This is a genomic window from Desulfobacter hydrogenophilus, assembly GCF_004319545.1.
GTDB classification, from domain to species: Bacteria; Desulfobacterota; Desulfobacteria; order Desulfobacterales; family Desulfobacteraceae; genus Desulfobacter; species Desulfobacter hydrogenophilus.
This window is the reverse complement of sequence record NZ_CP036313.1, coordinates 373196-386700: the sequence shown is the minus strand read 5'-3', so window position 1 is coordinate 386700 and position 13505 is coordinate 373196. Positions and strand designations below refer to the sequence as shown.

The following is a 13505-nucleotide window of genomic DNA, read 5'->3' as shown; positions in this document are numbered from 1 at the left end:
ATGGCAGCATTCTTTCTGGCATTATGTACGGCCAATAGCGACAAGAGGACAATCACCGCTATAAATACATATTGTGTATTTCGCATATTATACAGGAATAATTTATGAAGGTTCTTAAAATATTAACTATAATTGTCATCATATATCAGACTTTTACGCTGAATGCTATGTCCCAGATCAAGTTTGGCGTAATATCCATAATTGATCCGGTTGTGCTTACTCAAAGAATGGCACCCATAACGGTCTATCTTTCAAATTGTTTGAACGACCGGATCTCTCTCAAATTGGGCAGGGATTACAAAGAGATCATGGACAAACTTGTCAATGGCGATCTTGACATGGGGTTCATCGGCCCCGCACCCTATGTGAAAATCAAGGATCGTGTGGAGATTGTCGCAACCTTGGTTTCAGATGGAACCCCTTATTTTAACAGCGTGATCGTTGTCAGGAAAGATTCTGAAATAACGGATATCACCGAGTTAGCTCAAAAGAAATTTGCCTTTGGCTCTCCTTATTCGACGCTCTCTTTTTACGTGCCGGCACATATCCTTCATACGCACAAAGTGTTATCAAGATTGGGAAATTATAATTTTTTAGGTAAACACGACCAGGTGGCCAAAAATGTGATCCTGGGAAAATATGACGCCGGTGGTATCAAGGAGAGTGTGTATCTTCAGTATCCGAATTATCTTAAAATTTTGCATAAAAGCGAACCGTTTTATGACTTTGTTATCGTGGTTCGAAAAAATTTTGATCTGAGCCTGAAAAATCGGCTTGAAACAGCATTATTAAATCTCAAATCGTCCTCTGTCTTAAGCGCATTTAAACCCGGCGCCACGGGATTCATCAAAGGGCAAAAATCTAATTATGAAGACATAGCGACCATCATTGAGGTGATTGATCGGTTGCGTCGCAAACAATAGCTATCTTCGTATTCTGCGGCAAGGCCTAATCGGCGAATAATTTCAAGCCTGCTTTTATTCCGCTAAAAACTGTTGACCGTTTACTTTACTTGTTTCACGGCAGGGGAAAATAATCTTTGTAAATCGGAGCGTTTGGGCTGAATTCAAACTGCGTCGTAACTCATATTTCTGCATATCGTTCAGTAGGAAGGTGCACCACACCTTTGTACATGGCAAGTTTCATGCGATTTCCCTGATTCGTCATTTTAGTCTCTTGAGAAAAGATTTAAAATGACTTAAACTTATCCATAAGCAACAAATTTCACGAAAAAATATCCGAATCAATGATTCTAATGCCATTATCTATGGGAGCCAGATGACCAAGGGGTTTAATCATACAATTTTGATCGTTGATGATGAGGAAAAAATCGGGAAAGCGCTTGAGCGTTTGATTAAAAAGATAGGCGCCCGTTCTTTTTACGCGGCTTCCGGTTTCCAGGCACTTGATTTTATTCAAAAAATAGATCATCCACTTTCCATGATACTTTCGGATCAGAGGATGCCGGGAATGGAAGGCACCCAGTTTCTGGAGAAGGCCAGGGCCATTACCCCGGAGACTGTGCGATTTCTGATCACCGGCTATGCAGATATCAATGCGATTTCAGATGCGGTGAATCGCGGCGCTGTTCACCGGTTTATTACAAAACCCTGGGACAATAATGATTTATTGGAGATGATCAAGTCAGGATTGCAATATTACGAATTGGTTGTTGAGAATCGAAACCTGTTTGCGCTGGCTAAAAAACAAAACACCCGTCTGTATAATTTAAGCCAGGAGCTTCAACAAAAGGCGACTGCGCATAAACGGGTGATTGTTCGAAAAGAAAAACAGATCCTTCAGTTAAAAAAACGATTGGAAAAAGGGGTTGATGAGGCAGATTATTGCGCGCAGATAGAAAATTTGCTTGAGGAGAACCAGATGTTTGAAAAAGACAGGATCGCGTTATGCTATCGGGCTGTGATGAAAGATTTTTTTCTAGAATTTAAAGATCTTGCCGCCCGTACCGGGTTCTTTATGCCCACAGAGAACGAACTGAACGACAAAGTATAATTTTTTTATATGAAAGTCTGGGTAAGTTACTCAGATCTTTCAACCTTTGTTGTGGGCTGTGCCTGGGTATTGATAAACCAGGTCGGCCCATGGCCGTTATATGAAAGAGCTGAACTAACCGCTTAGTTTTTTTCATAATTTGTTGTGGCCTAACCTCTGTGAAAGACCAGGCCGGTCATGACCGTTATTTTGAAGTTAAGGGGCTCGGAAAAGGGGAGAGGTCTTTTTTTCGTGTTCCTAAAGCAAAGGGGCGTTTACCATCGAAACCAAACAACAGGAACATAAAATTCTGATAATTGACCCCCAAGGGATACTTAAAAAGAAAACCGGACTTTTGTCGGAAAAAGGTTTTCGAGTGGATTGTTTTAAATCTCCGGCTGATGGTCTGCAACGCCTGGTCCAGAATTCGGCCTCTCCATATTTTCTCATTATTGAAGGATATGTTGAAATAGAAAAAGGACAGAAGACCATTCTGGCAGAGGCTAAAGACATTTCTCCGGAAACCCAGCGACTCCTGGTGGCAGCCCCTTCCGCGCTGCCATCTTTTGTTAATGCAATAAATTCTGCCGGGATTCATGCCTGTCTGCCCCTGCCGTTTACGAATGAAGACTTTTTTCTTCAGGTCAGACTGCGGCATGATGAATACGAAGCTGGCAGAAAAATAAAAAATCTGCAGAAAACCATCCAGCGTCAGAATAAGCAGTTGTTTCAGATCGCTGGCAATCTAAGAAAAAAAGAGACGCTGTATGCGGCCCAAATTCAACAAAAAGAAAAGGAAATCAGAGTTCTGGAATCCAGGCTTAAGAGCCTTTTCGGAGACGATGAATTAGAACGCGGACCAGAGCTTAAAACTCTTTTGGAAAAAGAAAATATCAGTTTTAATTCATTAGGCTTCAAGCAGGCATTTGATGATTTAAAACAATGTGTGAGGGATATTTTTTTACGCATTCTTTCAAAAAGAGGGCAGTCCGAGGCATTTACGCTTTTAGAAAGAGATCTTTTTGATGACGCCTTGACACCCCATGCTGATCAATTGGATCAGACCATTGATGTCTCTGAATACGAATCCCTTGCAGGTCTACTGACTCCGGCGTTTTTGAATGTAATGGTTTGGCGGGCCAATCGTGAACCATCGCGCGCTTCGGACGCAAAACAGCTGGATGTCCTAAAATATTTTACCATTGAATTCTCAGGTAATAGGATAAGGGCTTATATCCGGCTCGAGAAAGATGCCCCGGAAACAGTAACGGTTTACATGATAGAACAGCTTCTTCAAAAAAAAGGGATTCTTTTTGGCATCGTAGAAGAATCGTCCATCGAAAAATGGCTTTATGGAGATGCCGGAAAAGGAGAAAAATTACTTATTGCTGAGGGGAAACAGCCGGTTCCGCCAATCCATGGAGAAATTCACTATTATTTCCCAATCAATTTCAAGCGCGCAGGCAGACTGAATCCAGATGGAAGCATGGATTACAGGGACAGAGGAGAAGTTCCCCTTGTGGAAGAGGCCTTTATGCTGGCCTCCAAGATCCTTCCTGAGCCGGGGAAACCCGGCCTGGATGTTAAAGGTCTGGAAATACCTGTGCCGGAGCCTGTGGATCCGGCTTTTTCTGCAGGTCCGGGTACCCGGTTTAACGAAGAAAAGACTAAAATTTTTTCAACTACACGGGGCGAACCGCACCTGGATGTTATGGGAGTTGTCTCAGTCAACAAGGAATTCAAGGTAGATGGTGATGTGGGGTTTGAAACCGGTAATATTGATTTCAATGGCAACGTCATTGTTCCGGGCACGGTTAAGGAAGGCTTCACGGTTAAGTGCGTTTCGCTCACAGCCAAGGACATTTGCGGTGCACAGGTCGATTTATCAGGGGATTTGAACGTTTCAAGGGGCATTGTGGATACAAAGCTTATTCATGTTAAGGGGAACATCCAGGCCAAATACATTCACAACTCAACAATAAACTCGTTTGGAGATTTGACGGTTCAAAAAGAGATTGTTGATTCTACCATTTATTTGAGCGGGGCCTGCAACAATGAAAGGGGTGCTATTATTAATTCGACCTTGTCGGCAAAGCTTGGGATTAAAGCCGGAACAGTGGGAAATGAATCTGCAGCGCCGTCGGTTCTGACTGTGGGGCTGGATGAACATTTAATCCGTTTGGGTGATAAGATAAAATCTAAGCTTTCAATGAACCGGGATATGATTCAAGCGCTTGCATCGGAGATCAGTCAGATGAAAGAGGTGGATAAGTCGCTTCACGGAACCATAACGGAGAATGCACATATCCAGGATCGTGCCCAGATAGAGATTCGGGAACTTGAGAAAAAGAGGTTTGCTTTAAACGAAACAAAAGATATCGCTGCATTAAAAAGCATTTCAGATGCGATTTTGAAACTGGAAAAAAAGGCGAAAAATGCAGGGGAAAAAATTAACGAATGGTTTGAACGTCAGGACCAGATACATCATGATATTTTAGCAAAAGAGCTTGAAATCGAGGCGTTGGAAAATTCAAACAGGCAACTTGTTGAAGAATTGGGAAATTTGGAGCATATTTCAAACAAGTTCGAGCCCGTACCTGCGCTGAATATATCAAAGCACATTCAATCCAAGACAAAAATTAAAGCGCCCCATTCGAATAAAATCCTGGAGAAGTCCTTTTCGCGATGTCTTATAAGGGAAATGGGTAAGGATGAAGGCGGTATGATTTATTATGTAATGGAAATTAATTAAACACCGCCGGCAAAGGCGTTACCGCCCGGATGTCAAAAAGCTGGTCTTGAACCGCTTTTTTAAGTGCGGCAATGCGGGACTCGCACTCGGGATGGGAAGCAAAATACGGCATGAGCCGCCCCGGATCATGCGCTGACCCCATGGCTTGGAAAAATTCAGTGGCGCCTCCGGCATGACCATAGTAACAGACCAGAGTTTCCAGGGCCTGGGCGTCGGCCATGGCTTCCCGTTGCCGGGAATACCGGGCCTGGGTCAGGTGGACACCCGGTGCCGTCAGTTGGGTGATACTTGAACCGGATCCTGTTAAAAGGGCAGACAGTGCCGTGAGTACAATGCCGCGGCCCATGCCCCGGAGATGATCACGATGTTTGAAATGTCCCAGTTCGTGGGCCAGCACAAAGGCAATGCCGTTTTCCGAACGGACCACGTCAAAAATCCCTGAAAAAATCACAATGGAACCTCCGGCAAGAGCCAGGGCATTGGCTGTATCCGAGTGAATGACGATAATTTTCACAGGATAATCGATATCACAGCATTTTCGTAAACCGTCTGTAAGGCGCTGGAACGATTTCTGGCAGGACAGATCTTCCGTGGGGCCTATGCCCGGGGGGACCTGAAATCCGGAAAAAATAGCAGCTTCCATTTTAGGCGAAATCCGGGCGACGGCCCAGTCCACCATAAATCCGAGTATACAATAGGCAACAAGGAAAAAGGCAATCACACCGGACAACAGCACCAATGCCTCTTTGACCGGGCTGTCCCGGGAAATATTGTCGTTGTTTTCGGGCCGCGTCGGCTTATAATCCATTAGCTTTCTTCAAAATAAACAGCGGTACCAAAAGCCAGGACCTCCACAGACCCCACCTGTTTTCTTTTGCCCTTGTAAATGGATGAGGTTTCCAGGCGTATATTTATGATTTCGTCTGCGTCGCTGCAGGATTCATGCAGCCGCAGCAACGCCTCACGCCGGGCCCGGTCCACCAGCGTTTCATACACGCGGACCTCACCGCCGAAAAGATTGCGCAGGCCTGCTGCAATGCGTTTGAAATAATCCACGGAGATGACCACATTGCCGGAGACCAGTTCGCTTTTCCGAATGGTGCGCCCTGACTGGCTAACCGTTTTGTATGTGCTGGCCGGCCGGGTTATCCAGAATTCTTCCCGCGCTTCAATGGACCGGTAATGCTTTGATTCAGCCCTGCGTCCGAAAAAATAGCCCAGCATGATCAAAATGATAAAAAATATCAGCTGTTCCATGACCTACTCCACTGTAACGGCAGTGCCGTAAACGTAAAGTTCGGCCGCCCCTGCAGCCACGGACGAAGTTGAAAAGCGGAGATTGACAACGGCGTTGGCCCCCATTTGCTCGGCCTGGGAAATCATCCGTTCGATGGCCTGTTCCCGGGATTCCTGCAAAAGCTCGGTATACCCCTTAAGCTCCCCGCCAAAAATGTTTTTAAATGATGCCATCAGGTCACGGCCCACATGTTTGGCCCGCACCGTACTGCCCGACACCACGCCATGGAATGCCGTTGTTCTTTTTCCTGGTATTTCTTCGGTGTTTGTCATCAGCATTTTTTTTCTCCTGGATTTTTTATAAATTTAATTGATTGACACCGCATCAGCCGCCCGCCGGGCGCTGACAAGTGCCCCTTCAAGGTAGCCGCCGAATTGGCCTGCGGTTTCGGTACCTGCAAAGTGAAGTGTGTTGTTCCAGATACTTGTTTTTCCGCCTGGCGGGTAAAATTCAGGATGGTTGTGGCAGGACTTTTTGTCGTATTCCGTGGCCGTAAACGATTCCCTGGACCAGTCTTTGTAATAAAGGGCCAGGGGCAGTGCCGCATCGGGTCCGAAAAGCTGCGCAAGCTGGTCAAGGATGGCTCGGGACATGGTTTTTTCGTCCTTCCTTCTCAGGGCAGGAATACCTGCAAAGCCTGTCAGCCCATAGGGACTATCACCGGCACCGGATCCGTCATGGATCTCCCCAAGAGGGCCGCGCTGACTGAACGCTTGGCCGGAAAGCCCCATCATGCGCCAGGATGCCTGGTCATACAGGGCAAAAAATTTAGCATGTCCGGCCATCCAGGTGGATGCCTTCAGCATGGCCTGGGTTAGGTCATAGGAAAGGTCCGGGGTAAATAGAATAGACCGGGCCGCAAGCCTGGGGGGCAGGGCAAGAATGACATTTGAAGCGGACAGTGTACACCTGGGCGGCTGGTCAAGGTGCCCCACCGTGACCCGACACCCATTGTCCAGATGCCGGATTTCACAGACCGGGTGGTCCAGGCGGATGATCTGTGCCCCAATTTGCGCAAACAGTCCTTTGATAAGGGCCATCATGCCGCCCTCAAGGCGGAAGGCCGGCGGTTCCATGGGGCAGCCGGATACGGTCTGGATATCGCCTGCTTTGGTTTCAAACAATGCAAGACCCTGTTCGAACTGGGGATAGCTTTTTAATCCCAGATCCTGTACCAGGGCGGATACTTCCGGGTTGACCATGGGCCAGAACCAGGAGGGACCTAAATCTGCAAAGAAATTTTGATGTGCCGGGCATAAAATTCTGCCCCCGATCCTGGATCTGGCTTCCAGAACAATCACGGATCTATTTTGCGCCACAAGCCGGGCGGCACAGGCCATGCCGCTTAGTCCCGCTCCGACAATTATTGTATCAACTTTTTTCATAAATTTTTAAATTTCACTGGGGTGAATAGGCTAATGAAAAGGTTATGCCCCTTTGAAATTGAAAAATCAACGATTTTGACAATGAATATACCTGTATCAACCGTAGTTATGCAGGTCAACACGCTTTGCTTAAATCATTTTTTCCTTTTTTCAACCCTGTTTTTTCAGTTACTTATATGATATGTTTTTTTGCTTTATCAGGACGGTAGTGATAAAAAGGTACGGTAAAAAGAACAAGGCTATTGCTTAAGGAGAATTACCCCATATGGCACGTTTAAGTGAGTTTGAACTGTCGGTTATAAAGGTCAGTGACAGTCCATTAATATACAAGGCACAGATCCCTCCGGAGTGCACTTTTTTCCAGGATGTCCGACGCTACCAGAGCATTGCCCCCCAGATGGAAATCCGGATTATTCCGGTGAATGGGATGATCGAGCTTGATCCGGACATGGAGCCCGTATCCATTAATAAGCTCACCGGGTCGGAACGCAAAGCCCTGGTGGATTACCTGACGGTCCGTGTTGCCAGAGGCGATAATATCGGGTATGCCTGGGCTTTTTTCCGATCTGCGGATAAAAAGAAAAGCCTTGTGGCTTACGGGGGCAACGTGGTGCATGATGACACCTATATGGGTAAGGAACGCGTCACTGCCCTGCTTTCGACGCTCCAGAAGCAAAAAGGCATCAGCAAAATGAAACGGCGCTGGTTTCCCTGGATTGCGGCGCTTTTGTTTATTTCTCTGGCCGTTTTTGCCGGATTCAAATATGGCAACCTGTTAAAAACGATTCCCTTTGTCAGCAGCATCGGCAAGGATTCCGGTCCTGAAATGCAGTTTTACGAATCCGTATTTCCCGAATTACATGCCTGGCTGTCTGAGGGAGAGCCGGAACAGAAAGATGTGGCTAAAAAGCTTTTAAAAACTGAATATGTCTCGTCCATGCTGCATACCATGACCCTGCCCGATTACCGTCAGGACGGAGAGACGGACATGAACCGGGGCAACCGGCTTATTTTGTTTGTATATTTTAATTATAACAGTCAGGTTGATGAATTGATCAGCTCCCGCAGGGAGGTTCTGGCAGGTACGGAATTCATGCGTCAGGCACGGATTTATTCAACCATCCAGTCCGGGTATGCTTCCAATATTTTTTATTTCAAGGTCGGGGACTTAAACATCAAGCACACTGAAATCTCCAATTACATGAAGCGGAACATGATCTCCTACCATGATTTCAAAAAGATCCGGGATGAAAATGCCTTTGCAGAACTTATGGCCAGTGACCGCATCAGCTACAAGATGAAGGGCTTTCTGGAAAATGTATACACCTTTACGCCTCTTCGCATTGACACAAAACTTAACGGTAAATCCTGGTACCTGCTCACCCGGAGCAACAGTTCCGGTAATCTTGATTTTGCAGCCTTCTTCCACCAGGGCAGCGCCACGTTGGTGCCCAAACGTATCGGACACCTGGTGCTGGCTGACAATGGACTGCCTTCGGACATGGCCTGGTATGCGTTTGATGACAACCAGGCAGGGGGACTGAAACTATCGGACAGCACCCTGACCTATTTCAGCACGGAAACCGGCCAGACCAACCAGCTTGAGATCATTCAAAAGCGGATCAACACCCTGAAGTTGTCCAGGGTCTCCCAGGACCGGATTAAGGTTAGTGTCCATCGGGAACTGCTCATGGGGGATGCAAAGGGAAAATACGGTATCCAGACCAATGATCCCATCACAAGCCTGGTGCTGTCCAACTTGATCACCAAGTCATCCTTTGAACAGAAGGCAAATGTGTCTTTAAAGCGGGACCCCATCCAGTTTAATACCACCTTGATTCAGCTTTCCAAGGATGACAGTTTTTCGGTTCAATCCGTCACGATTACGCCCGGCACCACCAATATCATTCGCTTGTTTGAGCCCTTGGACAGCTTTAAGGCAACCTTCAGGGATGGCACCTCAACCACCTTTGAGAAGGCCAGTGTCAACCTGTTCAACCCGTTTACTTTTATGGTATCCAGGGACAGCATCACCCTGTGTTTCCGTCATGACATTACAGACATGACCCTCAAGGCCAACGACACCGAGCTTAAAATCGTAAAGGCCCAAGACGGAAATTATCAGATTGTGAAGATTCCCTAGGCCCAAACGTTTTGAAAAATTCAGCATCAAGGAGTTTTATTTAATCATATGTTTGACAACACAGACCGGCTTTTGAAAATCCAGAACGGCATCAAGGAGGTTGTTCAGCAACTTGCCGAGCTGCCGGCCCGGCAGACAGACCGAGTGGACAAGGTCATTGAACGCTGCCAAATGTGCTTGAAAACGGCACCGGAAACGGATTTGCCCGTATATGTCCATATTACGGGCACAGATAAATCCTTTAAGACCAGTTATCTTCTGGACCTGTTTGACAATGACACGCTTCGCGGGCTGTTTGCGGTCAAGCAGCGCAACACCTCGGAGAACACGGCGGTTCCCTGTCTTGTGGAACCGGTATCCTGGACCGACGAAGTGGTGGTCAGCCAGATCAGTATTTCCACGGGTAATGTGATCCGGGACCGCTTAACCCAGGAGCAGTTCAACCGCCTGTATGACCTTTCTTCCGGGGCAGAGCCGGAGGATTATCTCATCCGGGTGGCCGTGCCCGAAGACCAGACCCCCATGACATTGCCGGCCATTGAATATCCCGGCATTAAAGAGGGTGCGGACGCCGTTGAATTCCAGAAGGAGCGTCATGAAAGGTTTCAGGCTAATATGCTGGACTGCTTGGAGCGCTATCCGGGCATTCTTGTGGCCTGTTTCCAGCATAAAATCGCCATCCCCCCGGGCCACCCCTTGGATGCCATTCTCAAAAAATATCGCATGGTGCTGGAGACCACCCACGCGTATCAGAAACTGCCATTGATCCTGTCCCTGCAGGGGGACAGTGCCGTGGCAAGCTATTGCGGAAACACCAATGTGGAGCAGGATCTTGAAAACGATTTCAAAAGCTATAAATCCTTTGAAGCCGTGGTTCAGCTGATCAACCCCTGCAACAGCGAATACCCGGTGAGCTTTATATCCCCCGGTCCCCACGTGGATACCTGGATACGCAATCTGTCCCGGTACAAAAATTTACGTGAAATAAAGGACGAGATCAAAAAGGACGGCGGTATCGCCTGGTCCAGGCAGATGCTCGGCGACATTTGCACCACCTCCAATATCAGAGACGCCCTTGACAATATGTTTCTGATGCCCTGGATCAAAAAAGCTTCAAAGGTGCATGCCCAGGCCGTTGATCTGATTTATGAAATCGAAAGTTATGATGAGGTGGCCGACGTCAAGGAACGCATGCGCAAATCCATTCTCAACGATACCTACCAAAGCCTGCGGCACTTTTTTGACCGGGAGATCCAATACAACGAAGAGGGGCTGATTGAGGACCACAAAGGGTTCTGGAACGCTATATTCACCCAGTACCTGGACCAGTTTCTGGCCGACACCCCCAAAAGCCAGGCCATTGCCGATGTCCTGTGGAAAAATATGCACCAGCGACTGGACTCGGAAAACAAAGGTTTTTTGAGTGCAGCGGAAAAGGATTTGCCCCACATCATCATGAACATGGCGGAATTTTACGTTCCCAACATGCTGGTACGCGGCGATTTCACCCTTGTAGAAAGACGTATTAAAGAGGATGCCCAAGATGTGGTTTAACCTGTTCAAAAGCAAGAAAAAGGAAGTGGATCAGTTCCAGATGGAGCTGGAGGATGACGGTAAACTTTACTATGAAACCATTGCCGGGCGTACCCCAAGGGACATCCAGAACCACGAGGAATATATTCTTTTCATTGATTTCGGCTCCTACCGAACCAGTGTGTTGTGCTGGCCCTGCAGCTTTGGCCGGGATAAAATCACCGACTCATGGCAGTATGTAGTCCATGGCGACTCCGATGCCCAGGGCGGATTTCCTTCGGCCTTTATCAATCCGCCTTCCGGTGATGAGCGAGATTTTGCCTTTGTGCCCAATATGGGTGAAGAGCATGTCAGCTCAAGCCAGATAGTTAAAAGCGCCAAATATGAATTTGCCTCCAAATTTGCCGCTTACCGGGGCGATGTGCCTCAGTTTAAGCTTTACATCAAAAAAATTCTTGAACACAGTTTCAAATATATCACCGACCCGAATAAGGATCGGCCCTGGAACGGCCCTGCCATTCCGGTGATCACAGAAATTCGGGTTACGGTACCGGATCTGTTCATTGAAAATTTAAGAAACGGATACAGGGAAAATATCTATTCCGTGTGCATGAACCTATCCTCGGACCGGAAATGGAAATGGTTGTTTCCAAGTGATCTTAGGCATTTGCGTAAAACCTTTGTTAATATTTCTGCCGATGAAAGCGGGGCGTGCGAGCTTTATTTTTTGAACCTGATCAAGCTGTTACCGTTCTGGGACCTGTCCGGTCAAAAAGACCGGCTGCCGGATTTAAAGGAAGTGGACTTTATTTTTTCCCAGGCTGCCCAGCGTGACCCCACTGCCGAAAATCTTCAGTTTGTGGTGTGCCACATTGACATTGGCGGGCTGACCACAGATGTCAGCGTTCTTCTAGCCAATACCTTCCAGGACCCGGCTCTTGGCATTACCACAGCCCTGAACCGAAAGGAATCCTTTTCCGAAAGAAAGGCCGGGGAATATTTTGCAGACACCTTTGCCCAGAATAGGTCCCCGGAGGAAACCGGTCCCTGGTGGGACAATGATCGGTTCATCGGAAGGGATTTTTCACGGTTTCTGGAACTGTTGTGCGGCAAACAGGCCAGCTTACTCAATAAATGGCGCAAGGACAAAAATTTGTCCGGCATCTATTTTTTGATTTCAGGCCGCCCCACCAAATCGGAAAAGGTCAGAAAAGCCATTAAAAAGCACATCCTCAAGGAGTTCAATAAGGATGAACTGCTGCTGTTGCCCGAGCATTGCCTGTTTATGGCCGATTACCGGCATGTGGGCAAAAATCAGGAAGGGGAGCGCTATGCCAAAAAAATATCCCATTTTGAAAAACTGATTACCCTTCTCGGCAATGTGTACACACTTTATGACGGGTATGAAATCTGTGTGGATGACCATAAATATTATATTTCCATGGACACGGATACCCGGACCACCTCCCAGATGGAGGTGCTTCCTGGGCGGATCTACAATATGGAAGAGTTTGAAAATTACAAGAAATCGGCAGAACACAACAATGTCAACCACCTGGCGTTTACCCGATTTCCGGAAGGGGAAAACAGCACCCGGTTTCTGACGGTAAAAACCATTGCCCGGCAGACCGCTTTTCCCGTAATCCGGGTGGCCCAGAGCAATGACGGCCAGGCATGGATTATGCCGTCGCTTATGATCACTAACCTGGAGCAGAACGACCAGGCGTTTGATCTGTCATGGGGCGCCTTGTCACTGGAATAAGGTCAGTGTTACATAGTTAAGATGATTTCATATTAATACCACGAAGTTCACGAAGAGCACGAAGTTTAGTATTCTAAAATCTTCGTGAACTTCGCGTCCTTCGTGGTAAAATAAAATACTCAATCCCGAGGAGGAGACATATAATGGAATTGATCAGCGTAACCATAGAAAATCCCGAAGAACTCAACTTTATCCTGGGACATTCCCATTTTATCAAAACCGTTGAAGATATTCATGAGGCCATTGTCTGCACCGTGCCCAACGCCAAATTCGGAGTGGCGTTCTGCGAGGCTTCCGGGGAGTGCCTGATCCGCCATTCCGGCACGGATGAAGAGATGTTGGAACTTGCAAAAAAGAACGCCCAGGCCCTGTCAGCCGGCCATACCTTTATTATCTTCATGAAAGAGATGTTCCCTATCAACATCGTGAACACCATCCAAGCTGTTCCCGAGGTGGTGCGCATCCATTGCGCCACAGCCAACCCCACCCAGGTAATCATGGCCCAGACCGACCAGGGCAGGGGTATCCTGGGGGTGGTGGACGGTTTTTCTTCCAAAGGCGTTGAAACACAGGATGATATTCAAAAACGCAAAGATTTTCTGAGGATGATCGGTTACAAGCTGTGAATACAATAGGCAGAA

11 protein-coding genes are annotated in these 13505 nt (G+C 47.2%); 7 read left to right on the top strand and 4 right to left on the bottom strand.

Annotation, left to right across the window (positions count from 1 at the left end):
• The first annotated feature begins 104 nt into the window (after positions 1 to 104).
• The 3 genes from phnD (at position 105) to EYB58_RS01725 (ending at position 4744) form a co-directional block, all read left to right on the top strand.
• Positions 105 to 923 carry a phosphate/phosphite/phosphonate ABC transporter substrate-binding protein gene (gene phnD, locus EYB58_RS01735; protein ID WP_111954754.1) on the top strand — a complete coding sequence of 273 codons (819 nt, stop codon included), beginning with the start codon at positions 105 to 107 and terminating at the stop codon, positions 921 to 923.
• A gap of 355 nt (positions 924 to 1278) precedes the next feature.
• Positions 1279 to 2013, top strand: a complete 735-nt coding sequence (locus EYB58_RS01730; protein WP_111954752.1) for a response regulator — start codon at positions 1279 to 1281, stop codon at positions 2011 to 2013.
• Positions 2014 to 2368: 355 nt separating this feature from the next.
• Positions 2369 to 4744 (top strand): DUF342 domain-containing protein, encoded by a 2376-nt coding sequence (locus EYB58_RS01725; protein WP_131071980.1) that lies wholly within the window; start codon positions 2369 to 2371, stop codon positions 4742 to 4744.
• Here EYB58_RS01725 and EYB58_RS01720 read toward each other — a convergent pair.
• Genes EYB58_RS01720 through EYB58_RS01705 form a run of 4 tightly spaced genes read right to left on the bottom strand, consistent with a single transcriptional unit; the run spans position 4737 to position 7426 of the window.
• Positions 4737 to 5552 carry a M48 family metallopeptidase gene (locus tag EYB58_RS01720; protein ID WP_111954748.1) on the bottom strand — a complete coding sequence of 272 codons (816 nt, stop codon included), beginning with the start codon at positions 5550 to 5552 and terminating at the stop codon, positions 4737 to 4739. The two genes, EYB58_RS01725 and EYB58_RS01720, sit on opposite strands and share 8 nt — an antisense overlap.
• A complete protein-coding gene (locus EYB58_RS01715) occupies positions 5552 to 6001 on the bottom strand; it encodes a YbjQ family protein (RefSeq protein WP_111954746.1) in 450 nt (149 codons plus the stop codon). Before EYB58_RS01715 ends, EYB58_RS01720 begins: the two co-directional genes overlap by 1 nt.
• 3 nt (positions 6002 to 6004) lie before the next feature.
• Positions 6005 to 6319, bottom strand: coding sequence for a YbjQ family protein (locus tag EYB58_RS01710; protein ID WP_111954744.1), 315 nt, complete (start codon positions 6317 to 6319; stop codon positions 6005 to 6007).
• A gap of 27 nt (positions 6320 to 6346) precedes the next feature.
• Complete coding sequence (locus tag EYB58_RS01705) at positions 6347 to 7426, bottom strand: flavin monoamine oxidase family protein (protein ID WP_111954742.1); 1080 nt, start codon at positions 7424 to 7426, stop codon at positions 6347 to 6349.
• A 265-nt stretch (positions 7427 to 7691) separates the two neighbouring features.
• On the opposite strand from EYB58_RS01705, the gene EYB58_RS01700 reads away from it, so the two are divergent.
• The 4 genes from EYB58_RS01700 to EYB58_RS01685 all read left to right on the top strand — a co-directional run bounded on the left by EYB58_RS01700 (position 7692) and on the right by EYB58_RS01685 (position 13490).
• The gene (locus tag EYB58_RS01700) at positions 7692 to 9569 is read left to right on the top strand and encodes a hypothetical protein (protein ID WP_111954740.1); all 1878 of its coding nucleotides are present in this window, start codon (positions 7692 to 7694) and stop codon (positions 9567 to 9569) included.
• A gap of 48 nt (positions 9570 to 9617) precedes the next feature.
• A complete protein-coding gene (locus tag EYB58_RS01695) occupies positions 9618 to 11123 on the top strand; it encodes a hypothetical protein (protein ID WP_111954738.1) in 1506 nt (501 codons plus the stop codon).
• The gene (locus EYB58_RS01690; protein ID WP_111954736.1) at positions 11113 to 12864 is read left to right on the top strand and encodes a hypothetical protein; all 1752 of its coding nucleotides are present in this window, start codon (positions 11113 to 11115) and stop codon (positions 12862 to 12864) included. The genes EYB58_RS01695 and EYB58_RS01690 overlap by 11 nt, the downstream gene beginning before the upstream one ends.
• 143 nt (positions 12865 to 13007) lie before the next feature.
• Positions 13008 to 13490 carry an adenosine-specific kinase gene (locus tag EYB58_RS01685; RefSeq protein ID WP_111954734.1) on the top strand — a complete coding sequence of 161 codons (483 nt, stop codon included), beginning with the start codon at positions 13008 to 13010 and terminating at the stop codon, positions 13488 to 13490.
• Positions 13491 to 13505 lie beyond the last annotated feature (15 nt).